We start from the raw sequence: 23,700 nt of genomic DNA, 5'->3' as shown, positions 1-23,700 counted from the left end.
GGCGAGGCCGCCACCGGTGCCACGTCGACCCGCACCCGCACCCGTCGGGGTGCCTCCCGCTCGGCGGCGAGCCCCGCCGCGGAGCAGCCGACCCTGCCCGACGCGGGCGGCGACGTGGCGGTCGAGACCCGCACGACCCCGGCCGTGACCACCCCGGCGCAGTCGACCGGATCGGCGACGAGCGGGGCGGGCGCCGTGGCGCAGCCGGCCGCAGCCGCGGTCACCGCCCCGGTCCAGACCCCACCCGCCGCCGGGCGCCACAGCGACGGCGGCCCGCGTACCCGTGAGGACCGCCGCGATCGCGCCGGTGACAACGGCCGGTCCGGTGAGGGCCGTTCGGGCGACGCCGGCGAGCGTACGGGCAACGACCGGCAGGTCACCGATCGCCGCTCCGGCGGGGACCGGGCCGACCGCTCCGATCGTGGTGAGCGCTCCGATCGTGGTGAGCGCTCCGATCGTGGAGACCGCTCCGATCGTGGAGACCGCTCCGACCGGCAGGCCGGTGAGCGCGCAAGCCGCTCCGATCGCACGCAGAGCGGCGACCGTGCAAGCCAGAACGACCGTGCAAGCCAGAACGACCGTGCAAGCCAGAACGACCGTTCGGGCCAGAACGACCGTTCGGGCCAGGGCGGGCAGAGCGACGACGATCTGGGCCGCAGCCGGCGGGGTCGGTTCCGCGAGCGTGGCCGTAACCGCGGCCGTGGCGGCCAGGCTCCGGCGGAGAACGAGCCGGTGGTGCGCGAGGACGACGTCCTCGTCCCCGTCGCCGGCATTCTCGACGTGCTGGACAACTACGCCTTCGTGCGGACCAGCGGGTACCTGACCGGGCCGACCGACGTCTACGTCAGCCTCGCCCAGGTCCGCCGCAACGGGCTGCGCCGCGGCGATGCCATCACCGGCGTGGTGCGCGCCCCGCAGGAAGGCGAGCAGCGCCGCGACAAGTACAACGCGCTCGTCCGGCTCGACACGATCAACGGGATGGAGCCGGAGGAGGCCCGCGGGCGGCCGGAGTTCACCAAACTCACCCCGCTCTACCCGCAGGACCGGCTGCGCCTGGAGACCGAGCCGCACCTGCTGACCACCCGGGTCATCGACCTGGTCATGCCGATCGGCAAGGGGCAGCGCGCGCTCATCGTCAGCCCGCCCAAGGCCGGCAAGACGATGGTGCTGCAGTCGATCGCCAACGCGATCGCGACCAACAACCCGGAAGTGCACCTCATGGTCGTCCTCGTCGACGAGCGACCGGAAGAGGTCACCGACATGCAGCGCTCGGTCAAGGGTGAGGTCATCGCCTCCACCTTCGACCGGCCGCCGGCCGACCACACCAACGTCGCGGAGCTGTCCATCGAACGGGCCAAGCGCCTGGTGGAACTCGGCCACGACGTGGTCGTGCTGCTCGACTCCATCACCCGGCTGGGTCGGGCCTACAACCTGGCCGCGCCCGCGTCCGGTCGTATCCTGTCCGGTGGTGTCGACTCGACCGCGCTCTACCCGCCGAAGCGTTTCCTCGGCGCGGCGCGCAACATCGAGGACGGCGGGTCGCTGACCATCATCGCGACCGCTCTGGTCGAGACCGGCTCGACGATGGACACGGTCATCTTCGAGGAGTTCAAGGGCACCGGTAACGCCGAGCTCAAGCTCGACCGCAAGATCGCCGACAAGCGCATCTTCCCCGCGGTCGACGTCGATGCCTCCAGCACCCGTAAGGAGGACATCCTCCTTGCCCCCGACGAGCTCGCGATCATGCACAAGTTGCGGCGGGTCCTGCACACCCGGGAGAACCAGCAGGCCCTGGAACTCCTGCTCGACCGGCTCAAGCAGACCCGGACGAACTACGAGTTCCTGATGCAGATCGCCAAGACCGCTCCGCCGCAGGACTGATCCGACATCCCTCCCCAGGTGGCGGGTCAGCGGGGAACAGGCGGGGGAGAGCGAGCGTTGCCAGCGGTGGGACGCGCCGGAGTCGTGACGGCCCCGGCGCCCCGCTCTGGCAGACTGGCAGCAGACCGGCTCCGGTTCACGCCGTCCACACCGAGGATGGCGACCCGGCGGCCACCTTTCGAAGATGAGGGACCATGAGGCCTGACATTCACCCGACCTACCACGAGACGACCGTGACCTGCACCTGTGGGAGTGTCTTCACCACCCGCAGCACCAAGGAGAACGGCGTCGTCAACGCCGAGGTCTGCTCGCAGTGCCACCCGTTCTACACGGGCAAGCAGAAGATCCTCGACGTCGGTGGCCGGGTCGAGAAGTTCGAGCGCCGCTTCGGCCGGCGTCGCCCCGGCGAAAAGGTCGGCGGCGCGAAGTAGTGACGCCTCGGCGCCCGTCCGGACTCCCGGGCGGGCGCCGTTTGCGTCCCGGTCGGGTTGGTGTGCCAGCCCGGCCTCATCCGTTCCCCGGCGCCATGCCGCGCGTCGGGACCGTGACGTGCGAAGAGGTACCAAAGCATGACGTCCCCACTCGACGGCCTCGTCGCGGAGCACGCCGAGATCGAGGGGCAGCTCGCCGATCCGGCGGTGCACAACGATCCCGCGCGGGCTCGTGCCCTCAGCCGTCGCTACGCCCAGCTCGCTCCGGTGGTGGACCTGGCCCGGGAGCTTGAGCGGGTGTCCGGTGACCTCGCGACCGCCCGCGAGCTCGCCACCCAGGACGCGTCCTTCCGTGGCGAGGTGGTGGAACTCGACGCCGAACTCGCCGGCCTGAACGACCGGGTGCGGGCCTATCTCGTCCCGGTCGACCCGGACGACGCCCGGGACGCGATCCTCGAGGTCAAGGCCGGTGCCGGCGGAGAGGAGTCGGCTCTGTTCGCCGGCGACCTGCTGCGGATGTACCTGCGCTACGCCGAGCGGCGCGGCTGGAAGGCGGAGATTCTCGACGCCAACGCCTCCGATCTCGGTGGCTACCGCGACGTCAGCGTCGCGGTGAAGGCCCGTGGCAGCGACACCGGCCCCGGCGTGTACGGCCGGCTGCGGTTCGAGGGCGGGGTGCACCGCGTCCAGCGGGTGCCGGTGACCGAGTCGGCGGGCCGCATCCACACGTCCGCGGCCGGGGTGCTGGTGCTGCCCGAAGCCGAGGACGTCGACGTCGACATCGACCAGAACGACCTGCGCATCGACGTGTTCCGCTCGTCCGGACCGGGTGGACAGAGCGTCAACACCACCGACTCGGCGGTGCGTATCACCCATCTGCCCACCGGTCTCGTGGTGTCCTGCCAGAACGAGAAGAGCCAGCTGCAGAACAAGGAGTCGGCGCTGCGCATCCTGCGGGCCCGGCTGCTGAGCGCCGCCCGCGAGCAGGCCGAGTCCGAGGCGTCGGCGGCGCGGGCCAGCCAGGTGCGCACCGTCGACCGGTCCGAACGGATCCGGACCTACAACTTCGCCGAGAACCGGATCAGCGACCACCGGGTCGGCTACAAGGCCCACAACCTCGACCAGGTGCTCGACGGCGAACTCGACGAGGTGCTCGACGCCCTCGCCGCCGCCGACCTCGACGCCCGGCTGTCCGCCCAGGCCTCGTGAACCCCCCGGTCGCAGGCAGCCGGACGGCGCTCGCCGAGCGGATCGCGGCGGCCACGGCGCAGCTTGCGGCGGCGGGGGTCGCCAGCCCCCGGGCCGATGCCGAGCAGCTGGCGGCGTTCGTGCTCGGCCTCGGGCGGGCCCGGCTGCTGCTCGTGGACGAGCTGCCCGGGCCCGCGGCGGTCCGGTTCGACACGCTGGTGCGCCGGCGGGCCGACCGGGAGCCCCTGCAGCACCTCACCGGTGTCGCCGGGTTCCGCTACCTGGACCTCGCCGTCGGCCCCGGGGTGTTCGTCCCCCGTCCGGAGACGGAATCCGTGGTCGGCTGGGCCATCGACGCCCTGCGCGCCGCCACCGTCGCGACCACCGCGCCGGGGCCGGTGTGCGTCGATCTGTGCGCCGGCAGCGGGGCGATCGCGTTGTCTCTGGCCGGGGAGATCCCGGGGGCACAGGTGCATGCCGTCGAAGGTGACCCGGCGGCGCTCGGCTGGCTGCGCCGGAACGTGAGGTCCACCGGGCTGCCCGTCGAGGTGCATGCCGCGGACGTCACCGCCGCACCGCCGTCGTCGCTGGCCCGGCTCGAGGGAGCGGTCGACCTGGTGGTGAGCAACCCGCCGTACCTGCCCGACGCGGACCGTGCGACCGTGGAGCCCGAGGTCGGCGTGCACGATCCGGCGGCGGCGCTGTGGGGCGGCCCTGACGGTCTGCAGATCGTGCGGGCGGTCGTGCGGCTCGCGGCGCGGCTGCTGCGGCCCGGTGGGCTGCTGGTCGTCGAACACGCCGACGGTCACGGCGCAAGCGCACCGGCGCTGCTGCGCGCCGACGGGCGCTGGCAGGATGTGGCCGACCACCCCGATCTGGGCGGTCGGGACCGGTTCGTCACCGGCCGGATGGCCCGGCCGGGGGAGGGAGAGCACGGGTGATGCAGCGTTTCGACTGCTCCGACGAGGCCGAGCGGGCCGCCGGCCTGGACGCGGCCGTCGCCGCCGTCGGCCGGGGTGAGCTGGTCGTGCTGCCCACCGACACGCTCTACGGACTGGGCGCCGACGCGTTCGACTCGGAGGCGGTGGCCGCCCTGCTCGCCGCCAAGGGTCGCGGCCGGGACATGCCCGTGCCCGTCCTGATCGGCGCCTGGCGCACCCTGGACGGCCTCATCGACCGGGTGACGCCGCAGGTCCGGGACCTGATCCAGGCCTTCTGGCCGGGTGGGCTCACCGTGGTCGTCCGCCACGTCCCGTCATTGCGCTGGGATCTCGGCGACGCCCGCGGCACCGTTGCGATCCGGATGCCGCTGCACCCCGTGGCGATCGAGCTGCTGGGCCGCACCGGCCCGATGGCCGTGTCCAGCGCGAACATCAGCGGCCAGCCGCCCGCCGCCACCGCTGACAACGCCGTCGCCCAGCTCGGCGGGGCCGCCGAGGTCTACCTGGACGGCGGTCGCTGCGCCGCGGCCACCCCGTCCACCATCGTCGACTGCACCGGCGAGGTCCCCGTCGTCCTGCGTGCCGGCGCGATCAGCCTCGACGCGCTGCGCGAGGTCCTGCCGCTGGTGCGGGAACCAGCCACCTCCTGACGGGGGTACGACGCGGTGACGGGTACGGGGTAGGACAGGCACGAGCATCCGGGCACAGGGAGGTAGCCACGTCATGAGCACGTCGTTCTGGGGTCCCGACTTCGACGAGCTGGCCGGCACCGATCCGGAGATCGCCGAGGTGGTGCTGGACGAGCTGGCCCGCCAGCGCAGCGGACTGCAGCTGATCGCCAGTGAGAACTTCACCTCGCCCGCGGTGCTTGCCGCGTTGGGCTCGACGCTGTCGAACAAGTACGCCGAGGGCTATCCCGGCCGGCGCTACTACGGCGGATGCCAGGTGGTGGACCGGGCCGAGGAGATCGGGATCGCCCGGGCGAAGGCGCTGTTCGGCGCGGAGCACGCGAACCTGCAACCGCACTCCGGTGCGTCGGCGAACTTCGCGGTCTACGCGGCGCTGCTCACCCCCGGGGACACGGTGCTGGCCATGTCGCTGCCGCACGGGGGGCACCTCACCCATGGCAGCAAGGTGAGCTTCTCGGGGAAGTGGTTCGACGTCGTGGCCTACGGCGTGCGCGAGGACACCGAGCTCATCGACTATGACCAGGTCCGTGACCTGGCCCGGCAGCACCGACCCAAGATGATCATCTGTGGGGCGACGGCCTACCCGCGGCTGATCGACTTTGCCGCGTTCCGCTCCATCGCCGACGAGATCGGTGCCTGGCTGATGGTCGACGCGGCCCACTTCATCGGCCTGGTGGCCGGCGGTGCGATCCCGAGCCCCGTGCCGTATGCGGACGTCGTCAGCTTCACCACGCACAAGGTGCTGCGCGGCCCACGGGGCGGCATGATCCTGGCCCGTGCGGAGCTCGCCGGCCGGATCGACAAGGCGGTGTTCCCGTTCAGCCAGGGCGGTCCGCTGATGCACGCCGTCGCGGCGAAGGCCGTGGCTCTGCGCGAGGCCGCCACGCCCGAATACGGGCGGTACGCTCGTGGGGTCGTCGCGAATGCGCAGACGTTGACCGAGGCGTTGCGTGCCGAGGGCATCCGGCCGGTCGGCGGCGGCACCGACACCCACCTCGCCCTGCTCGACCTGCGTGAACTCGGGGTCAGCGGGCGGGATGCGGAGAGCCGGTGCGACGCCGCGGGGATCACGCTGAACAAGAACGCCATTCCGTTCGACCCGCAGCCACCCGCGATCTCCTCGGGGATCCGGGTCGGCACTCCGGCGGTGACGACCCAGGGTATGGGCGAGGGTGAGATGAAGGACATCGCCACGCTGATCGGCCGGGCGGTCCGTGACCCGGGCGCCGCCGGGGAGGTCCGGGCGGCGGTGTCCGCGTTGGTCAGCCGGTATCCCGTCTACCCCCGACCGTAGTCCGGCCGCGGCGGGCAGCGGCGGTCGCCGACAGCTCCGCGAACAGTCGACAGGTCCACGAACAGTGGTGGGAGATTCCGAACGGTGCGCGAGTACCTGCTCGTCTTCGTGGTCTCGGCAGCGGTGACCTTCCTGGCCACCCCGCTGGCCCGGGCGTTCGCCCTGCGGATCGGCGCCGTCGCCGGAGTCCGCGCCCGGGACGTGCACGCCACCCCGACCCCGCGCCTGGGCGGGCTCGCGATGCTCGCGGGACTGTACGCGGGCCTGGAGGTGGCGGACCGGCTGCCGTTTCTGTCCGTCGTCTCGCAGGACTGGTCCGAGACGCGGGCGGTCCTCGTCGCCGGGACGCTGATCTGCCTGCTGGGTGTCGCCGACGACCGGTGGGAGCTCGACTCGCTGACCAAACTCGCCGGTCAGTTCACCGCCGCGGGAATCATGGTGCTGCTCGGTGTCCAGTGGTCGTTCGCGATCAACCGGGACAGCGAGATCACCCTCAGCCTGGGCCCGGAGACGGCGGTGCCGCTGTCGATCCTGGCCACGGTGGTGCTCATCAACGCGATGAACTTCATCGACGGCCTGGACGGACTGGCCGCCGGGGTCGCGGCGATCGCGTCGCTGGCGACCTTCTACTTCGCCTACGAGATCGCGGTGATCGACGGGTTCTACCGGGCGTCTCCGGCGGCGCTGCTCGCCGCGGTCACCGCGGGAGTATGTATCGGTTTCCTGCCGCACAACTTCAATCCCGCCCGGCTGTTCATGGGCGATTCGGGCTCCATGCTCATCGGCCTGCTCTCGGCCGCATCGATGATCTCCGTGACCGGCCAGGTGGCGTACGGGGGATACGCTGGACCCTCCCGGTCGTATCCGTCCCTGATCCCGCTGGCGATCCCGCTGGCCGTCCTGGCGGTCCCGTTTCTGGACCTGGGGCTTGCGGTGATCCGTCGGACGCGGGCGGGCCGGTCGCCGTTCGCGGCCGACAAGATGCACCTCCACCACCGAATGCTGGAAATCGGTAACTCGCATGTGAGGGCGGTTCTGTTCATGTACTTCTGGGCGGCTCTGGTCGGATTCGGTGGAGTCGCGGCGTCGTTCTCCGCGTCCCCGCTGCCGATCCTCGTCGCCACCGTCGGGGTCGGGCTGGCGGCGCTGCTCGCCCTGCTGGTCAGCACGCAGAGATCGGCAAAGGCATGATTGTGCCGGCCGCCCGGGTGATTCGGCTGGGCCTGCTGCTCACCGGCGCGCTCGCGCTGCCCGCCATCGCCCTGGCCGCCGTGCTGCGCGGGGGCACCGCAGTGGTGAGTGTCGTGGTGGGACTGGCCATCGTGGTGGCGTTCTTCAGCATCTCGAAACTCGCTGTCGGTGCGGTCGCCCGCCGCGCCCCGCACCATCTGCTGGCCGCCGCACTTGGCACCTATGCGCTGAAAATCGGCCTGCTTGGGGCCCTGCTGCTCGGAATCCAGGACACCGACACGCTCGACCTGCCGGCCTTCGCCTGGACGATCTTCGTCGGGGTGTTCGTCTGGATGGGCGCCGAACTGTGGGTCGCCACCCACACCCGGGTGCCGTTCTACGACCCGCAGCGGCCCGGTGCCTGGGACGCCGGCCGTCGCCCACCCGTCCGATGACACCCGGCTCCACGCCCGGACCCGGTACGGGTGGCACCGGCGGTTCCGGCTCCGACCGCGAGGTCGGCGCCGGTCGGAAACCCGGTGGTGGTGCTGGTGAACGGCCCGAAAGTGCCAGCTCCGGCCAGCCACGCTCCGAATCCGGCGCAGAAAAGGGCGGCACGCCTTCCCGCTCGATCGGATCTGACCGGCAGGTGCGGCGGCCGGCACGGCCAGGACGGCCAGCAGGCCCGGCGGGCTCAGGGCGGGCGGCGGGTCCGGCGCAGCGTTCGCAGCATCCGAGTGAGGCCTGGAACATCTTCGGGACGCTGGCCGCGGGCCTCGCGTTCTGGGGTGCGGTCGGGTTCGGCGTCGATCGCCTGCTGGGGTTCCGAGCCCTGTTCCTGCCGATCGGGCTGGCGGTCGGCATCGGTGCGGCCATGTATCTCGTGATCTACCGCCTGACCAGACGTTAGCGGTCGCCGCGCCGCGACTCGCTCGACCCGCGGCGGCGTCCCCGCCTGCCGGTCGTCGGCGGGCGGTGCGGGGCCGCGGCGGTGCGGAACCTGACGGTGCGGAACAGCAGGAGTGCGGAACTCGGAGCGTCAAGGGGTGCCGTGCACCTTTTGTTCATAGATGAGACATTGGCTGGTCGCGTGGCCTGTTACGGCGTTCCGATGGTCCCGTCGGCGGTGTTCCAAATGGACCCGACCGTTCCTGCCCGAGGGACCTGGTTGCCGGGCATTCTCGGCTGTTCGATGGGTGCTGCCGGTCCGATTCGCCGCGGTCCCACCGGCCACCAGGAATGCCGCGGCGAACGACCTGCGCGAACCGGTCTGTCCGCTTCGTCATGACCTCATGGGTCATCGACGGCGGGGGCACGATCGGAGAGAGTGGGGACAGGCGGCAGCGCCAGGTGGGAGGTGGGGCGAGGGTGAGATGGCAGCACCGTGCGTCCGGCCCGCCACCAGGACGAGCAGCGACCTGCGGTCGGGCGACCACCCGAACGCCACGTCATAAGGTGGTCACGCAATGTGGAATCGTTATCAACGGAGCGAAACCCGCGGACAACGCGCGCCTGGGCCAGGATGAACCTCGAAGCGAGTTCGTGCCTACGGCGGGCGGGTGTGGATAGTATCGCGGTCAACAGGACGTCGGGCGGTCGACACCCGTCAGGGTTCGGGTGCGCCGAGGCGTCCTTCGATGCGCTACCGCCGGTTGACTACGAGTCGTTCTTCGGTGTGGGCGTGTCGTGCGAACCCGGTAGGGTGGGGGCAATCTGCCGCCGGCACGGCAAGCTCGCTGAGCCGTGGGTGCCTTACCTAATCGATCATGGAGGTGTCAGTCGTGCCGGTCCTCGCTGATGAGGGCTTCGAAGGACCCACGAAGGAGGTCTTTCAGACCCCGCACTGGTTTGACATCGAGGTCGGTTCCGCGCATCTGTACCTCAACAAGGCCACCGGGCTCACGATCTTCGCCGCTCTCTTCGTCGGCGTGATCTTCTGGTTGGGTTTCCGTCAAGCTAGGATCATACCTCGCGGCCTCCAGAACCTGTGCGAGTCCGCCTACGACTTCGTCGACACCCAGATCGCCCGGGGCGTCATCGGGGAGAAGGGCGCGCGGTACACGCCCTACCTGCTGGTTCTGTTCAGCTTCGTCCTGGTCGCGAACTCGCTTGCGGTGGTCCCGGGGGCCCAGTTCCCGGCAACGTCACGGGTGGCGGTGCCGATGATCCTCGCGGTCGTCACCTACGTGATGTTCAACTACGCCGGCATCAAGGCCAACGGTGCGGGTGCGTACTTCAAGGAGATGATCGACCCGGCGCCGACCGCGCCGTTCGCGATCCGGCTGCTGCTGGCCCCGATCGAGGTGCTGTCGACTCTGATCGTGCGGCCGTTCACGCTGGCCATCCGATTGTTCGCGAACATGTTCGCGGGTCACCTCCTGTTGCTGGTCTTCTCCCTGGGCGCGGACTATCTGCTGCCCAAGCCTCCTTTCGTCTTCGGTGTCGCGTCGCTGCTCGTGGCGATAATCCTTACGGCGTTCGAGCTTGTCATCGACGCTCTCCAGGCCTACATCATCACCATCCTCACCGCCGCCTACATCGGTGGCGCGATGGCGCACGGAGAGCACGAGGTCGCTCCGTCCGAGGATCTCGCCGAGCACGCCCCGGTGGGCGTGCCCGCGGCGGCACACGCCTGATTTCCCTCCTCCCTCCTACCTGCACCGGCGTGACCGGTGCCTGACTGAATAGGAATGCACCGTGTCCGTGCTCGAAGTCACCAACGTTCTGGCCTCGAAGGATGCCGTCACCGGCAGCCTCGGCGCAGTGGCCTATGGTCTGGCAGCCATCGGCCCGGGTATCGGCATCGGCCTCATCTTCGGTCTCGGCGTCCAGGCGATCGCCCGTCAGCCCGAGGCGGAGCAGGTCGCCTTCCGGTACATGCTGATCGGATTCGCGCTCGCCGAGGCGCTCGCGCTCATCGGCTTCGTCGTTCCCTTCGTCTTCCCGTAAACCGGGGGAGCGATCATGAGTGTGACAGCTGCCCTTGTGTATGCCGCCACCGAAAGTGGTGGCCATGACGAGAACGTCCTGATTCCGCCGCTGAGCGAACTGATCATCGGCACGGTGGCGTTCGGGCTGCTGGTGGCCTTCTTCTTCTGGAAGATCCGCCCGCAGGTCTCGAAGGTCTACCAGGAACGCACCGACCGCATCGAGGGCGGGCTGGCCCGCGCGGAGGCGGCGCAGCGCGAAGCGCAGGCGCTGCTGGAGGAGTACCGCGCCCAGCTTGCCGAGGCCAGGGCCGAAGCCGCGCGCATCCGGGACGAGGCGCGCAGCGAAGGCCTGCAGATCACCGCTGAACTCCGGGACGAGGCCCAGCGGGAGATCGCCGAGCTGCGCACGCGCGCCGACGCCCAGCTCACGGCCGACCGGGCGCAGATCGTGGCGCAGGTTCGCCGGGAGGTCGGGGACCTCGCCGTGGAACTCGCGTCGAAGATCGTGGGCTACCAGGTGGAGAGCACCGCCACCCAGAGCCGGCTGATCGACGACTTCATCGCCGCGCTGGACAACTCGGCCGCGGGCAGCGCCGCTGCGCCGGTCGGGCCGGGGGGCTGACGGGTGGAGGGAGCCAGCAGGCACGGCCTTGCCTCCGCCCGGGCAACCCTCGACCAGGTGATGGCAACTCCGACCGGCATCGTCGCGGCCACCGCCGCCGATGCCGGGCGGGTCGCCGCGGACCTGCGATCCGTCGCCGCGCTGCTCGACCATGAGCCGACCGTGCGCCGGGCGTTCACCGACCCGGGTGCGCCGGTCTCGGCGCGCACCGATCTGGCCGCCCGGCTGTTCGGTGGTCAGCTCGCCCCCGCGAGCCTGGCCATCGTGCAGTCCGCGGTCAGCGCCCGCTGGTCGCGGCAGACCGATCTGCGCTTCGCACTGCTCGAACTGAGCGTCGAGGCACTGCTGGTCGAGGCCGAGCGGGACGGTGCGCTGGAGGAGGTCGAGGACGAGCTGTTCCGGTTCGGCCGGATTCTCGGGCAGAACTCGCAGCTCGCGCTTGCCCTCACCGACCCGGCCGCGCCCGCGTCGGTGAAGAACGGGTTGCTGGCCCGCCTGCTCACCGGTCGGGCCCACCCGGTGACCCTCAAGCTCGCCGAGCAGGCCGCGGCCGACCGGGTGCACGGGGACGTCGAGCGACGCCTCGCCGACTTCAGCCGGATCGCCGCGGCCCGTCGGAACCGGGTGGTGGCGGTCGTCCGCTCGGCGGTGCCACTGTCCGACGAGGTGGTCACCCGTCTCGGCGGCGCCGTCAGCCGGTACTTCGGCCGCCAGATCCAACTCCAGGTCGACCTCGATCCCACCCTGCTGGGCGGGGTCGTGGTACAGGTCGGTGACGAGGTGGTCGACGGCAGCGTGCTGCGCCGTCTGGTCGCCGCGCGCCGGGCGATGCTCCGGTAGTCGCCGGTGGCGACCACGACTGTGTCAGCGACGGTTCGGCCGGCGACGGATCGGCCAGCGACGAGACTCTGCCAGCGGCGAACTCTGCCAGCGATGAACGACGAAGGACGTAAGCGATGACTGAGCTCTCCATCCGGCCGGAGGAGATCCGCGACGCCCTACGGGAGTACGTCGACTCCTTCCAGGCCACCTCCGCCGGCCGGGAGGAGGTCGGCCGGGTCGTCGTCACCGGCGACGGAATCGCCCGGGTCGAAGGTCTCCCGCACACGATGACCAACGAGCTGCTGGAGTTCTCCGGCGGCGTGCTCGGTCTCGCGCTGAACCTCGAGGTCGGCGAGATCGGTAGCGTCATCCTCGGCGACGCCGAGCACATCCAGGAGGGCCAGGAGGTCCGCCGCACCGGCGAGATCCTCGCGGTCCCGGTCGGCGACGGTTTCCTCGGCCGGGTCGTCGACCCGCTCGGGCGGCCGATCGACGGCCTCGGCGAGATCCAGACCGAGGGCACCCGTGCCCTCGAACTGCAGGCGCCGACGGTCGTCCAGCGTCAGCCGGTCAAGGAGCCGCTGCAGACCGGCATCAAGGCGATCGACGCCATGACCGCCATCGGCCGCGGCCAGCGCCAGCTGATCATCGGTGACCGGCAGACCGGCAAGACCACGGTGGCCATCGACGCGATCATCAACCAGCGCGACAACTGGGAATCCGGCGACCCCAAGCGCCAGGTCAAGTGTGTCTACGTCGCGGTCGGCCAGAAGAAGACGACCATCCGCGAGGTGGTGAACACCCTGGAGGAGGCCGGCGCGCTGGCCTACACCACCATCGTCGCCGCCCCCGCGGACGAGCCGGCCGGCTTCAAGTACATCGCCCCCTACGCGGGTTCGGCGATCGCCCAGCACTGGATGTACAACGGCCAGCACGCGCTGATCGTGTTCGACGACCTGTCCAAGCAGGCCGAGGCGTACCGGGCGATCTCGTTGCTGCTGCGCCGCCCGCCGGGCCGTGAGGCCTACCCCGGTGACGTGTTCTACCTGCACTCCCGTCTGCTGGAGCGCTGCGCGAAGCTGTCCGACGAGCTGGGTGGCGGATCGCTGACCGGGCTGCCGATCATCGAGACGAAGGCCAGTGACATCTCGGCCTACATCCCGACGAACGTCATCTCGATCACCGACGGCCAGATCTTCCTCGAATCGGACCTGTTCAACCAGGGTGTCCGTCCGGCCATCAACGTCGGCACCTCGGTGTCGCGGGTCGGCGGGTCCGCGCAGACCAAGGCGATGAAGTCCGTCGCCGGCCGCCTGCGCCTGGACCTCGCCCAGTACCGCGAGCTGGAGGCGTTCTCCGCCTTCGGTTCCGACCTGGACAAGGCCTCCCGGGACCAGCTGGCCCGCGGTGCGCGGCTGGTCGAGCTGCTCAAGCAGCCGCAGAACCAGCCGTATGCCACCGAGCGGCAGGTCGTGTCGATCTGGGCCGGTACCACCGGCAAGCTCGACGACGTGCCGGTGAGCGAGATCCGCCGGTTCGAGCGGGAGTTCCTCGACTACGTCGGCCGCTCGCACGGCCCGATCTACGACTCGATCATCGCCACCGGCAAGCTCGGCGACGACACGATCGCCTCGCTCGAGACGGCCATCGCCACGTTCAAGAACCAGTTCACGCTGGCCGACGGGCAGCCGCTGGCCCGGAACGAGGGCTGATCCGTGGCGGGGCAGCTTCGTGAGTACCGGCGGCGCATCCGCTCGGTGCAGTCGACGAAGAAGATCACCAAGGCGATGGAGCTGATCGCCGCCTCCCGGATCGCCAAGGCGCGGGCCCGGGTCGCGGCGGCCCGCCCGTACGCCGAGGAGATCACTCGGGTGATCGAGGCGGTGGCGTCGCAGTCGACGACCAGCCACCCGCTGACCACCGGCCGGGAGAACGCCCCCCGGGTGGCGGTCGTGGTCGTCACCAGCGACCGCGGCCTGGCCGGCGGGTACAGCTCGAACGCGCTCAAGCGGGCGGGCGAGCTCACCGAGACGCTGCGTGCGGCGGGCAAGGACATCGAACTGCACGTCGTCGGACGCAAGGGTGTGGGTTTCTACCGCTTCCGCGGCCGGACGATCGACGGCGAGTACACCGGCTTCTCCGAGCAGCCGTCCTACGCCGATGCCAAGTCGGTCGCGGACGCGCTGATCTCGTCGTTCGTCGCCGGTGGCGAGGACGGCGGGGTGGACGAGATCCACCTCGTCCACACCGAGTACGTCTCGGCGCTGACCCAGACGGCCGTCGCGAACCGGCTGCTGCCGATGGTGCTCAGCGAGACGGACGGGGCGTCCACCACCTCGGCCGGCACGCCGCTGCCCCAGTACGAGTTCGAGCCGTCCGCGGAGGCGGTGCTCGACGCGCTGCTGCCCCGGTATGTCGAAAGCCGGCTCTACGCGGCACTGCTGGAGTCGGCGGCGTCGGAGTCCGCCGCGCGGCAACGGGCGATGAAGTCGGCCACGGACAACGCCGAGGACCTCGCCCGGATCTACAGCCGCCTGGCCAACCGCGCCCGGCAGGACGCCATCACCCAGGAGATCTCCGAGATCGTCGGTGGGGCGAACGCCCTGGCGTCGGCCGGATGATCACTTCCGGGCCGGCGGCCGGCACTAACGGAACGATTGCAACGTTGTAAGACGGTACGGCGCCGGTGTAGCGGGCTGGGACGAGCCCGCCGCGCCGGCGCAGTGCCCCAGGTGCCAGAGAACGGCTAGCCCGAGGCTGCGGCGACGGGCAACGATGGGAAACTGAGGACGCCATGACCGTCACCACCAGCTCGCCGGCTGCGGCGGAGGGCCGGGCCCCGGGAGTCGGCCGGGTCGCCCGAGTCATCGGACCGGTCGTCGACGTGGAGTTCGCACCAGACGAGCTCCCCGAGATCTATCAGGCACTCGAGGTCGACCGCACGATCGGCGGCCAGACCCTGACGCTGACGCTCGAGGTCGCCCAGCACATCGGTGACAACACCGTGCGGGCCATCTCGATGCAGCAGACCGACGGTCTCGTGCGCGGCGCGCCCGTGCGCGACACCGGCGCTCCGATCTCCGTTCCGGTCGGCGATGCCACCAAGGGGCACGTGTTCAACGTGCTCGGCACCCCGCTCGACGTGGAGAAGGTCGACGCGGAGACCCGCTGGCCGATCCACCGGGCGGCGCCGCCGTTCGACCAGCTCGAGTCGAAGACCGAGATGTTCACGACCGGCATCAAGGTCATCGACCTGCTCGCCCCGTACGTGCGCGGTGGCAAGATCGGCCTGTTCGGCGGCGCGGGCGTCGGCAAGACCGTCATCATCCAGGAGATGATCCGCCGGGTCGCCAAGGAGTTCGGTGGCGTGTCGGTGTTCGCCGGCGTCGGCGAGCGCACCCGTGAGGGCAACGACCTGTTCCTGGAGATGACCGAGGCCGGCGTCATCGAGGACACCGCGCTGGTCTTCGGCCAGATGGACGAGCCGCCCGGCACCCGGCTGCGGGTCGCGCTCGGCGCGCTGACCATGGCCGAGTACTTCCGGGACGTCCAGAAGCAGGACGTGCTGCTGTTCATCGACAACATCTTCCGGTTCACCCAGGCCGGCTCCGAGGTCTCCACCCTGCTCGGCCGGATGCCCTCGGCCGTGGGCTACCAGCCCACGCTCGCCGACGAGATGGGTGTGCTGCAGGAGCGGATCACCTCCACCCGCGGTCACTCGATCACCTCGCTGCAGGCGATCTACGTCCCCGCGGACGACCTGACCGACCCGGCGCCGGCGACGACGTTCACCCACCTCGACGCCCAGACGGTGCTCGACCGGTCGATCTCCGACCTCGGCATCTACCCCGCGGTCAGCCCGCTGGACTCGAACTCCCGGATCCTCGACCCGCGCTACATCGGGCAGGACCACTACGACACCGCCCGCGAGGTGCAGCGGATCCTGCAGCGCTACAAGGACCTGCAGGACATCATCGCCATCCTCGGTATCGATGAGCTCTCCGAAGAGGACAAGATCCTCGTCAACCGGGCCCGTCGTATCCAGCGGTTCCTGTCGCAGCCGTTCTTCGTCGCGGAGCAGTTCACCAACATCCCCGGCAAGTTCGTCCCGCTGGACGAGACGATCGACTCGTTCAAGCGGCTCACCCAGGGCGACTTCGACCACCTGCCCGAGCAGGCGTTCTTCATGTGCGGTGGCATCGAGGAAGCCGAGAAGAACGCGGAGAACCTCTGATGCCCATCCGGGTCGCGATCGTCTCCCCGGAGCAGGAGGTGTGGTCCGGCGAGGCCGACATGGTCGTCGCCCGCACCACCGACGGTGACCTTGGTGTCCTGCCCGGCCACGTGCCGCTGCTCGGGGTGCTCGCCCCGGGGGGCACGGTCCGGGTGAAGACCGGTGGCCGGGAGATCTCCGCCGCGGTGGACGGTGGCTTCATCTCCGTCACCCGCCAGGGCGTCAGCATCCTGGCCGAAACCGCCACGCTGACCGGCTGATCACCTGGCCGACGGGCCGGCCCAGCGGGCTGCCGTCAGTCGGCCGGGTTTCTCACGGGCGCGTTCCTCGAGGTACGGGGACGCGCCCGTTGCACGTTCCGCTGATCGCCCGTCAACAGCGGGGTCGACTGACCTGTCGACTCTCCGGTAAGGGTCTCGGCGGTCGGCGGTCGGCGGTCGGCGGTCAGGCGTGGGCGGCGGGCTGCCACAGGACGTCGCCGCCGGGGTTCGCCACCCGGGCGAGGATGAACAACAGGTCCGAGAGCCGGTTGAGGTAGCGGGCCGGCAGGGGGCCGGTGTGCTCCGGGTCGGCGTCGAGCAGCACCCAGACCGACCGTTCGGCCCGCCGGGCGACCGTGCGGGCCGTGTGCAGCAGGGCCGCCCCCGCCGTCCCGCCCGGCAGGATGAACGAGGCAAGCTTCGGCAGGTCGGCGTTGAACCGGTCGCACGCCTCCTCCAGCCGCTCGACGTAGCTCTCGGTGATCCGCAACGGCGGATACTGCGGGTCCGCCACGACCGGGGTGCACAGGTCGGCGCCGACGTCGAACAGGTCGTTCTGCACCTGGCCCAGAACGGCACGCACCTCGTCGGCCAGTCCGCCGAGCGCGAGCGCCACGCCGATCGCCGCGTTCGTCTCGTCGACGTCGGCGTAGGCGGCCAGCCGCGGATCCGTCTTCGCCACCCGGGACATGTCCCCGAGCGCGGTCGTTCCGTCGTCACCGGTGCGGGTGTAGATCCGGGTGAGGTGTACCGCCATGCCCCCCAGTCTAGGAATCCACCCCATCCGGCGCCCGGGCCGCCTCGGTCCGCAGCCGTGCATGGAGCATCGTGGCGTCGTCGCTGACGCTGAACCGGGGAAAGCGCACCCGAGCCGGATCGGCCCGCTCCGCGGCACGCAGCCGGTCAAGCAGTGTCTCGGCCCGCCCGGCGATGATCTCGTCGAGCAGCGCGTCGGCATCGGTCACCAGGCCGAAGGGATGCAGTGCTCGGGCATAACCATCGGACATCACCACTACCTCCATCCCTGCTGTGACCGGAACCGTGGTGACGAACGCATGCTCGGCCGCTTCTGGGACGTCCGCGAGTACCCACAGTCCGGCCGGGGTGTTGCGCCGGCTCCGGCGCTCCCGGTTGGTGGCCTGTGCCTGCGCATAGACGACCCCGGGACCTGCGAGCGTAGCGGGAGTGGTGGTCCGCGCGGACGGGAAAATTCTTGGGATCAGGCGGCGGGATACCGGGGAGTGGCAGATCCCGGGTGGGGTGCTCGAACGGGACGAGTCGATCCACGACGGGGTGCGGCGGGAAATTGTCGAGGAGACCGGCGCGCTCGTCCAGCCCGTTCGGCTCACCGGCGTGTATCTGAACCTGCCGCGAGCGGTGGTGGCCATGGTCTTCCGCTGCGAGCTCGTGGGCGACACGATCGCAGCCAGCACCGAGGAGTCGGCCGAGGTCGCCTGGCTCTCGTCGGACGAGGTGGCGGCGCGGTTCGTTCCGGCGTTCGCGGTGCGGGTGAGGGACGCCCTGGCGGGTCAGGGTGAGGCCTTCGTGCGGATGCATGACGGGGTGTCCGTGCTCAACATGGGCGCAACGGAATAAGTAGATTACTAGGTGTGATGATAGTCAAAGTGGTGGGGGCCGGTGAAGATCTTCCGGTCAGGACCTAGCATCGAGATCCGTGGAACGCTTCGTGGTGACTGGCGGCACCCGGCTGATCGGTGAGGTCGCCGTTCCGGGTGCGAAGAACTCTGTGTTGAAGCTGATGGCCGCGAGCCTGCTGGCCACCGGTCGCACCACCCTGACCGCGGTCCCCGACATCCTCGACGTGACGGTGATGGCGGACGTGCTCACCGGCCTCGGTGCCACGGTCACGCGCGCGCCGCAGGAGCGGGTGCCAGGCCAGGGAGGAGCGGGTACGGCCGGTGGCCGGCTGTGGATCGACATGCCGGACGAGGCCCAGGGCGCGGCCGACGGGGATCTCGTGCGGCGGATCCGGGCGTCGGTCGCGGTGCTCGGGCCGCTGGTCGCGCGCCGCGGTGAGGCGCGGGTGGCGTTGCCCGGCGGCGACGCGATCGGGTCGCGGGCGCTGGACATCCATGTCAACGGGCTGACCCGGCTGGGCGCGGTCGTCGACATGGAGGACGGGGTGTTGGTCGCGCGCAGCGACGGGCGGTTGCAGGGTGCCACGATCTGGCTGGACTTCCCCAGCGTCGGGGCCACCGAGAACCTGCTGATGGCGGCGGTGCTGGCCAAGGGCACGACCGTCATCGACAACGCCGCCCGGGAACCGGAGATCGCCGACCTGTGCGCGATGCTGACGGCGATGGGGGCGCGCATCGACGGGGCGGGCTCGTCCACCCTGGTGGTCGACGGTGTGGACGAGCTGGCCGCGGTCGAGCACGAGACGGTGCCCGACCGGATCGTCGCCGGGACGTACGCAGTCGGCGCGTTGATGACCGGCGGGGATGTGCTGGTCCGGGGCGGCCGGGCCGGCCATCTCGCGATCGTGCTGGAGAAGCTGGTCGAGGCCGGTGCGCAGGTCGACGTGCGGGCGGACGGGTTCCGGGTGGTGGGACGGGAGCAGCCGCGCTCGATCGACGTCGTGACGCTGCCGTATCCGGGGTTCCCGACGGATCTGCTGCCGCAGGTGATCGCACTGGAGGCGATCAGTTCCGGGACCTCGCTGATCACCGAGAACGTGTTCGACAGCCGGTTCGTGTTCTGCCGCGAGCTGCACAAGCTGGGCGCCGACCTGCGCACCGACGGTCATCATGTGGTCGTGCGCCCCGGGACGCGGCTGACCGGTACCCGGGTCATGTCCTCCGACGTCCGGGCCGGGGCGGCCCTGGTGCTCGCGGGTCTGGTCGCCGATGGGATCACCGAGGTGACCGAGGTGCATCACATCGACCGCGGCTACGCCCATTTCGTCGAGGACCTGCGCGGGCTCGGCGCCGACATCACCCGCGTCCAGAGCCTCGCCGTCGTCTGAGGGCGCCATGGGGCGTGCGGGAGGCAGCTCAGACGCGCGGTAGGTAGCTCAGACGTGCGGGAGCTGCCCGCCGCGGGGCGGTCGCAGGGTGCGGGCGGCGCGAGCCGCGTCCGAGCCGAAGACCAGGACGTGGCGGCGGTGGCGCGGGCGGGACAGGATGTTGCCGGCCGCGTCGATGTGCAGTGGGGTCATCGCCATCGCCCAGGTGGAACGGATGCCCTGGGTGCACAGGACGGCCTGGGCAAGGCTCACCTCGGCCGAGGTGTCGACGACGGCGACGGGCACGAGCAGCCCGAAGTCATGACCGAGCGGGACGCCACGCGGCAGGGCCCGAAGCGGGGTGCTCGCCCACCGCGCCGCGATGAGCAGCAACCCCAGCACCACCACTACCACCGTCGGCCCGATGAGGTACTCCGCCGTGGTCACGGCCGCACGACACCTCCCGACACCCCGACCGGGTCACCGGCCTGACGCCCAGGCGGCTCGTCCGGCCCGGCATCCATCGTCCCAGACGTTCGGTGGAGTCGGCGGGTTCCCGTCCGATTCGGGCGGATCCGCCATTCTTCGACCGTCCGAGCGACCCTGCGATCGACCACCTTCGGCGGTTCCGTCGGTCGGGCCTGGACGACATGATGATCCAGGTGGGCGGAGCCGCACGGGTCGGTTGCGCAATCAGGTGGTGCGGTGCCGGGCGCGGAGGATGATGGTACAGGCGAGATCCGGGCGGATGGTAAGCGGATCGAACCCAAGGGAGAGCGGTGTGTCATCCAGGGTGTGCCTGCCTGCCGCGCGCCTGTTCGATGGGGCATGCTTGCCGGGTACGTGCTGATCGGGTTCGGCCTACGGGTGGCGGATCGCCGATCACGGCACGGTGGAGGTTGGACGGAGGCGTGCAGGACGTGGAGGTGCCCGCGCAGGTGAATATCGCCGGCGAACGCGGTGCGCGGCCCGCGGGGCTGCTTGCCACGCGTGAGCTGCGGCCGGTCGTGGTAATCGTGGCGTTCGTCGTCGCGATCGTGCTCGGGGTGGGAATCGGGTTCGTCACTGCGGATCGTGGTCCGTCCTCCGGTGCCACCGCGACCGCCGCGACACCCGCGCCCGAGCTCACCCCGATCCAGGCGACGCCGTCCTGGGCCAACAGCCGCAGTCCCGGTACGGCGCACCAGATGGTGCTCACCTCCGAACCGAATCCGGTGGCGCTCCGCCTGGCCCTGCAGTACACCGTGGCCGCGGCGGCCAAAGCCGCCGACAGGGCCAGCACCCTCACCGCGGCGCAGGTGACCGTGCGCGAGGGCATGTACTTCGGTGCGGTCGAGGGGGCTGACACCGCACACGACCAGTACTGGGCGATCGGCCGGATCGAGTTCGCCACCGGCATCACCACCGCGCCGGACAACCCGTACGTGTGGCAGCGGGTGGGGAAGGGGCCCTGGACGATCGTGCGCCACGGCGCCGACGCCTGCGACAGGATTCCCCGGGCCCTGATCAACGTGTGGAAGGGTTCGTTGCCGCCCCCCTGCCTGGGCTGATCACCGCCGCCCTGCGGCTGTGGGTGATGAATGTTGCACGTTCGGTGGGCGTCGGCGGGCGTGTGGTCGTAGTCTCGGCCGATGACGGACGTGCACACGCCGGCGACCATCCTGGAGCCACGCTCCGGCCAGGCGGCGCCAGCGGCGCCGGACCGGCCATGGATCTTCCGGACCTACGCGGGGCACTCCAGCGCCGCGCAGAGCAACGAGCTCTACCGACGCAACCTGGACAAGGGGCAGACCGGCCTGTCGGTGGCCTTCGACCTGCCGACCCAGACCGGCTACGACCCCGACCATCCGCTGGCCCGCGGCGAGGTCGGCCGGGTCGGGGTGCCGATCGCGCATCTGGGTGACCTGCGCCGGCTGTTCGACGGGATCCCGCTGGCGCGGATGAACACGTCCATGACGATCAATGCCACGGCGATGTGGCTGCTCGCGCTCTACCAGGTCGTCGCGCAGGAGCAGGGGGCCGATCCCGCGCAGCTCGTCGGCACCACGCAGAACGACATCATCAAGGAGTACCTGTCCCGCGGGACCTACGTCTTCCCGCCCGGACCGTCGCTGCGGCTGGTCACCGATGTCATCGCCTACACGCTCGCGGAACTGCCGCGGTGGAATCCGATCAACATCTGCAGCTACCACCTGCAGGAGGCCGGGGCCACGCCGGTGCAGGAGCTCGCCTTCTCGATCTGCTCGGCGATCGCCGTGCTGGACGCGGTGGCCACCGCCGGGACCGTCCCGCCGGAGCAGCTGGGCGAGGTCTGCCGGCGGGTGTCGTTCTTCGTCAACGCCGGCGAGCGGTTCGTCGAGGAGATGTGCAAGATGCGGGCGTTCGTCGCCCTGTGGGACGACCTGCTGCGCACCCGCTACGGGGTGACCGACCCGGCCGCCCGCCGGTTCCGCTACGGCGTGCAGGTCAACTCACTCGGCCTGACCGAGGCCCAGCCGGAGAACAACATCATCCGGATCGTGCTGGAGACCCTCGGGGTGACCCTGTCGAAGAACGCCCGCTGCCGGGCTCTGCAGTTGCCCGCCTGGAACGAGGCGCTGGGCCTGCCCCGACCGTGGGACCAGCAGTGGTCGCTGCGCATCCAGCAGATCCTGGCCCACGAGACCGACCTGCTCGAGTACGAGGACCTGTTCGAGGGCTCGGTGGTGGTGCAGGCCCGGGTCGACGAGCTGGTGGCGCAGGCCCGAGCGGAGATCGACCGGGTGCAGGAGCTGGGCGGGGCGGTGGCCGCGGTGGAGAGCGGCTACCTCAAGTCGGCGATGGTGTCCGCCCAGGCGGAACGCCGGGCCCGGATCGAGGACGGCACGCAGATCGTCGTCGGCGTGAACCGGTTCACCGAGACCGAGCCGAACCCCCTGCTTGCCGAACTGGACGCGGCGATCCAGACCGTCGAGCCCGAGGCCGAGCAGACGGCGCGGCGCGAGCTCGCCGCCTGGCGGGCCGGACGGGACGCAGGTGCCGTCCGCGCGGCCCTGACCGGCCTGCGCGCCGCTGCCGCGACCACGGCGAACCTGATGCCCGCCACTCTCGCCTGCGTCCGCGCCGGGGTGACCACCGGAGAGTGGACCGACACCCTGCGGGAGATCTTCGGCGAGTACCGTGCCCCGACCGGCGTCGCCGGTGCCACCGGCGCGGCCGGAGCCAGGGCCGAGGAGACGCGCGCTGGTGGTCCTGCGCGGGCGCAGGAGCTACGTGACCTGGCCGTGCGCACCCGCGCCGAGCTCGGCCGGCCGGTCCGGCTGCTGATTGGCAAGCCCGGCCTCGACGGGCATTCCAACGGTGCCGAGCAGATCGCCGTCCGGGCCCGCGACGCCGGGTTCGAGGTGATCTACCAGGGTATCCGGCTGACCCCGGCGCAGATCGTGGCCGCGGCGATCGAGGAGGACGTCCACGTGGTGGGGCTGTCCATCCTGTCCGGCGCACACCTGGATCTGGCGACGGAGGTGATCGGTGGGCTGCAGGCCGCCGGCGCCGCCGACCTGCCCGTGATCGTCGGCGGTATCATCCCGCCCGCGGACGCGCAGCGTCTCCTTCGGCTCGGCGCGGCCGGCGTCTTCACTCCCCGTGACTACGAGCTGGACGCCATCATCCTGGACATTCTGCAGGTCGTACGGTCAACCCATGGGCTCGACTCCTCCTGACGGTGCCACCGCTCCTGACGGGGCCACCGCCATACCCGCCATACCCGCCGCACCGGCCGCCCCCACGCTCGCGGATGCGGTGGCGCTGGCGACCCGGATGCATGCCGGCCAGCGCGACAAGGCGGGCGAGGAGTACATCGGCCATCCCCGGCGCGTCATGGAAACCGTGTCGCGCACTGCCGGACCCGCCGGGGTCGACCCGCTCACCGCCCAGTTCGCCGCGATCCTGCACGACGTCGTCGAGGACAGCGAGATCACGCTGGAGCAGCTGACCGCGGCCGGGTATCCCGCCCCGGTCGTCGCCGCGGTCGACGCGCTCTCGCACCGTCCGGACGAGTCGATCCGCGACTACCTGGCCCGGGTCGCCGCCGACCCACTGGCCGTCGTCGTGAAACATGCCGACATACAGGACAACTCCGATCCCGTCCGGCTGGCCCGCCTGGACGCGCGGAGGTCCCTGGACCTGGCCGCACGTTACGCCGGCCGACGGGCCCTGCTGGACGACCTGGTCGCCGAACAGCAGCAGGCATCCGACCGGCGCCGGTCACCGTGAGCAGGCCGGACGGCAGCGG

The 23,700-nt window shown here is 70.8% G+C and carries 24 protein-coding genes and 1 pseudogene; 22 read left to right on the top strand and 3 right to left on the bottom strand.

What is annotated here, in order from left to right; genetic code table 11:
* The 17 genes and pseudogenes from rho to ND747_RS22340 all read left to right on the top strand — a co-directional run.
* Nucleotides 1-1,881: transcription termination factor Rho (rho, locus tag ND747_RS22420; RefSeq protein WP_374216298.1), on the top strand; the 1,881-nt coding region annotated here is incomplete at its 5' end.
* Between the two features lie 194 nt (nucleotides 1,882-2,075).
* Nucleotides 2,076-2,312 (top strand): 50S ribosomal protein L31, encoded by a 237-nt coding sequence (gene rpmE / locus ND747_RS22415; protein ID WP_251736104.1) that lies wholly within the window; start codon nucleotides 2,076-2,078, stop codon nucleotides 2,310-2,312.
* Between the two features lie 138 nt (nucleotides 2,313-2,450).
* Nucleotides 2,451-3,521 carry a peptide chain release factor 1 gene (gene prfA / locus ND747_RS22410; protein WP_251736103.1) on the top strand — a complete coding sequence of 357 codons (1,071 nt, stop codon included), beginning with the start codon at nucleotides 2,451-2,453 and terminating at the stop codon, nucleotides 3,519-3,521.
* The gene (prmC, locus tag ND747_RS22405) at nucleotides 3,518-4,441 is read left to right on the top strand and encodes a peptide chain release factor N(5)-glutamine methyltransferase (protein WP_251736101.1); all 924 of its coding nucleotides are present in this window, start codon (nucleotides 3,518-3,520) and stop codon (nucleotides 4,439-4,441) included. The genes prfA and prmC overlap by 4 nt, the downstream gene beginning before the upstream one ends.
* The gene (locus tag ND747_RS22400) at nucleotides 4,441-5,091 is read left to right on the top strand and encodes an L-threonylcarbamoyladenylate synthase (protein WP_251736108.1); all 651 of its coding nucleotides are present in this window, start codon (nucleotides 4,441-4,443) and stop codon (nucleotides 5,089-5,091) included. The genes prmC and ND747_RS22400 overlap by 1 nt, the downstream gene beginning before the upstream one ends.
* A 73-nt stretch (nucleotides 5,092-5,164) precedes the next feature.
* On the top strand, nucleotides 5,165-6,424 hold the full coding sequence (gene glyA, locus ND747_RS22395) for a serine hydroxymethyltransferase (RefSeq protein WP_251736099.1): 1,260 nt from the start codon (nucleotides 5,165-5,167) through the stop codon (nucleotides 6,422-6,424).
* A gap of 84 nt (nucleotides 6,425-6,508) precedes the next feature.
* Complete coding sequence (locus ND747_RS22390) at nucleotides 6,509-7,615, top strand: MraY family glycosyltransferase (protein WP_251736097.1); 1,107 nt, start codon at nucleotides 6,509-6,511, stop codon at nucleotides 7,613-7,615.
* A complete protein-coding gene (locus ND747_RS22385; protein WP_251736095.1) occupies nucleotides 7,612-8,049 on the top strand; it encodes a hypothetical protein in 438 nt (145 codons plus the stop codon). Before ND747_RS22390 ends, ND747_RS22385 begins: the two co-directional genes overlap by 4 nt.
* Before the next feature lie 194 nt (nucleotides 8,050-8,243).
* Nucleotides 8,244-8,504, top strand: a complete 261-nt coding sequence (locus tag ND747_RS22380; RefSeq protein WP_251736094.1) for a hypothetical protein — start codon at nucleotides 8,244-8,246, stop codon at nucleotides 8,502-8,504.
* An 856-nt stretch (nucleotides 8,505-9,360) separates the two neighbouring features.
* Entirely contained in the window at nucleotides 9,361-10,230 is an 870-nt protein-coding gene (gene atpB / locus ND747_RS22375) for a F0F1 ATP synthase subunit A (RefSeq protein ID WP_251736092.1), read from the top strand.
* Nucleotides 10,231-10,297: 67 nt separating this feature from the next.
* Complete coding sequence (locus ND747_RS22370; RefSeq protein WP_163547724.1) at nucleotides 10,298-10,543, top strand: F0F1 ATP synthase subunit C; 246 nt, start codon at nucleotides 10,298-10,300, stop codon at nucleotides 10,541-10,543.
* Nucleotides 10,544-10,558: 15 nt separating this feature from the next.
* Nucleotides 10,559-11,146, top strand: a complete 588-nt coding sequence (locus ND747_RS22365; RefSeq protein WP_251736090.1) for a F0F1 ATP synthase subunit B — start codon at nucleotides 10,559-10,561, stop codon at nucleotides 11,144-11,146.
* Nucleotides 11,147-11,149: 3 nt separating this feature from the next.
* Nucleotides 11,150-11,986 (top strand): F0F1 ATP synthase subunit delta, encoded by an 837-nt coding sequence (locus tag ND747_RS22360; RefSeq protein ID WP_251736088.1) that lies wholly within the window; start codon nucleotides 11,150-11,152, stop codon nucleotides 11,984-11,986.
* A gap of 116 nt (nucleotides 11,987-12,102) precedes the next feature.
* Nucleotides 12,103-13,662: pseudogene (gene atpA, locus ND747_RS22355) on the top strand (F0F1 ATP synthase subunit alpha); the annotation flags it as partial.
* A 21-nt stretch (nucleotides 13,663-13,683) separates the two neighbouring features.
* Nucleotides 13,684-14,589, top strand: a complete 906-nt coding sequence (locus ND747_RS22350; protein ID WP_251736086.1) for a F0F1 ATP synthase subunit gamma — start codon at nucleotides 13,684-13,686, stop codon at nucleotides 14,587-14,589.
* A gap of 173 nt (nucleotides 14,590-14,762) precedes the next feature.
* The gene (atpD, locus tag ND747_RS22345) at nucleotides 14,763-16,202 is read left to right on the top strand and encodes a F0F1 ATP synthase subunit beta (protein ID WP_251736084.1); all 1,440 of its coding nucleotides are present in this window, start codon (nucleotides 14,763-14,765) and stop codon (nucleotides 16,200-16,202) included.
* Nucleotides 16,202-16,462 carry a F0F1 ATP synthase subunit epsilon gene (locus tag ND747_RS22340; RefSeq protein WP_251736082.1) on the top strand — a complete coding sequence of 87 codons (261 nt, stop codon included), beginning with the start codon at nucleotides 16,202-16,204 and terminating at the stop codon, nucleotides 16,460-16,462. The genes atpD and ND747_RS22340 overlap by 1 nt, the downstream gene beginning before the upstream one ends.
* Nucleotides 16,463-16,646: 184 nt before the next feature.
* Here the strand turns inward: ND747_RS22340 and ND747_RS22335 are convergent, their stop codons facing one another.
* Complete coding sequence (locus tag ND747_RS22335) at nucleotides 16,647-17,219, bottom strand: cob(I)yrinic acid a,c-diamide adenosyltransferase (RefSeq protein WP_251736080.1); 573 nt, start codon at nucleotides 17,217-17,219, stop codon at nucleotides 16,647-16,649.
* A gap of 10 nt (nucleotides 17,220-17,229) precedes the next feature.
* Nucleotides 17,230-17,469 (bottom strand): hypothetical protein, encoded by a 240-nt coding sequence (locus ND747_RS22330; RefSeq protein WP_251736078.1) that lies wholly within the window; start codon nucleotides 17,467-17,469, stop codon nucleotides 17,230-17,232.
* 178 nt (nucleotides 17,470-17,647) lie between these two features.
* Here ND747_RS22330 and ND747_RS22325 point away from each other — a divergent pair, with 178 nt between their 5' ends.
* Both ND747_RS22325 and murA read left to right on the top strand, forming a co-directional pair.
* The gene (locus ND747_RS22325) at nucleotides 17,648-18,058 is read left to right on the top strand and encodes an NUDIX hydrolase (RefSeq protein WP_251736077.1); all 411 of its coding nucleotides are present in this window, start codon (nucleotides 17,648-17,650) and stop codon (nucleotides 18,056-18,058) included.
* A 94-nt stretch (nucleotides 18,059-18,152) separates the two neighbouring features.
* A complete protein-coding gene (gene murA / locus ND747_RS22320) occupies nucleotides 18,153-19,448 on the top strand; it encodes a UDP-N-acetylglucosamine 1-carboxyvinyltransferase (protein WP_251736106.1) in 1,296 nt (431 codons plus the stop codon).
* 48 nt (nucleotides 19,449-19,496) lie between these two features.
* On the opposite strand, the gene ND747_RS22315 is transcribed toward murA, so the two are convergent.
* Entirely contained in the window at nucleotides 19,497-19,874 is a 378-nt protein-coding gene (locus ND747_RS22315) for a hypothetical protein (RefSeq protein ID WP_251736075.1), read from the bottom strand.
* A gap of 464 nt (nucleotides 19,875-20,338) precedes the next feature.
* Here ND747_RS22315 and ND747_RS22310 point away from each other — a divergent pair, with 464 nt between their 5' ends.
* The 3 genes from ND747_RS22310 to ND747_RS22300 all read left to right on the top strand — a co-directional run bounded on the left by ND747_RS22310 (nucleotide 20,339) and on the right by ND747_RS22300 (nucleotide 23,681).
* Nucleotides 20,339-20,977 (top strand): hypothetical protein, encoded by a 639-nt coding sequence (locus ND747_RS22310; protein ID WP_251736073.1) that lies wholly within the window; start codon nucleotides 20,339-20,341, stop codon nucleotides 20,975-20,977.
* Between the two features lie 81 nt (nucleotides 20,978-21,058).
* Complete coding sequence (locus tag ND747_RS22305; protein WP_251736071.1) at nucleotides 21,059-23,128, top strand: protein meaA; 2,070 nt, start codon at nucleotides 21,059-21,061, stop codon at nucleotides 23,126-23,128.
* Nucleotides 23,109-23,681: an HD domain-containing protein gene (locus tag ND747_RS22300; protein ID WP_251736069.1), complete on the top strand. Its 573-nt coding sequence runs from the start codon at nucleotides 23,109-23,111 to the stop codon at nucleotides 23,679-23,681. Before ND747_RS22305 ends, ND747_RS22300 begins: the two co-directional genes overlap by 20 nt.
* Nucleotides 23,682-23,700: the final 19 nt, after the last annotated feature.

It is taken from the genome of Frankia sp. R82 (genome assembly GCF_023716925.1).
In the GTDB taxonomy this organism is placed as follows: Bacteria; Actinomycetota; Actinomycetes; order Frankiales; family Frankiaceae; genus Frankia.
Note: the sequence above shows the minus strand (reverse complement) of the source record. Positions and strands in the feature narration are given on the sequence as shown.

Excerpts from the sequence above, each read along its gene's own strand:
- rpmE (WP_251736104.1), top strand. The coding sequence starts at position 2,076 with ATGAGGCCTGACATTCACCCGACCTACCACGAGACGACCGTGACCTGC.
- prfA (WP_251736103.1), top strand. The coding sequence starts at position 2,451 with ATGACGTCCCCACTCGACGGCCTCGTCGCGGAGCACGCCGAGATCGAG.
- ND747_RS22400 (WP_251736108.1), top strand. The coding sequence starts at position 4,441 with ATGCAGCGTTTCGACTGCTCCGACGAGGCCGAGCGGGCCGCCGGCCTG.
- glyA (WP_251736099.1), top strand. The coding sequence starts at position 5,165 with ATGAGCACGTCGTTCTGGGGTCCCGACTTCGACGAGCTGGCCGGCACC.
- ND747_RS22385 (WP_251736095.1), top strand. The coding sequence starts at position 7,612 with ATGATTGTGCCGGCCGCCCGGGTGATTCGGCTGGGCCTGCTGCTCACC.
- atpB (WP_251736092.1), top strand. The coding sequence starts at position 9,361 with ATGGAGGTGTCAGTCGTGCCGGTCCTCGCTGATGAGGGCTTCGAAGGA.
- ND747_RS22365 (WP_251736090.1), top strand. The coding sequence starts at position 10,559 with ATGAGTGTGACAGCTGCCCTTGTGTATGCCGCCACCGAAAGTGGTGGC.
- atpD (WP_251736084.1), top strand. The coding sequence starts at position 14,763 with ATGACCGTCACCACCAGCTCGCCGGCTGCGGCGGAGGGCCGGGCCCCG.
- ND747_RS22340 (WP_251736082.1), top strand. The coding sequence starts at position 16,202 with ATGCCCATCCGGGTCGCGATCGTCTCCCCGGAGCAGGAGGTGTGGTCC.
- ND747_RS22335 (WP_251736080.1), bottom strand. The coding sequence starts at position 17,219 with ATGGCGGTACACCTCACCCGGATCTACACCCGCACCGGTGACGACGGA.
- ND747_RS22330 (WP_251736078.1), bottom strand. The coding sequence starts at position 17,469 with ATGTCCGATGGTTATGCCCGAGCACTGCATCCCTTCGGCCTGGTGACC.
- ND747_RS22305 (WP_251736071.1), top strand. The coding sequence starts at position 21,059 with ATGACGGACGTGCACACGCCGGCGACCATCCTGGAGCCACGCTCCGGC.
- ND747_RS22300 (WP_251736069.1), top strand. The coding sequence starts at position 23,109 with ATGGGCTCGACTCCTCCTGACGGTGCCACCGCTCCTGACGGGGCCACC.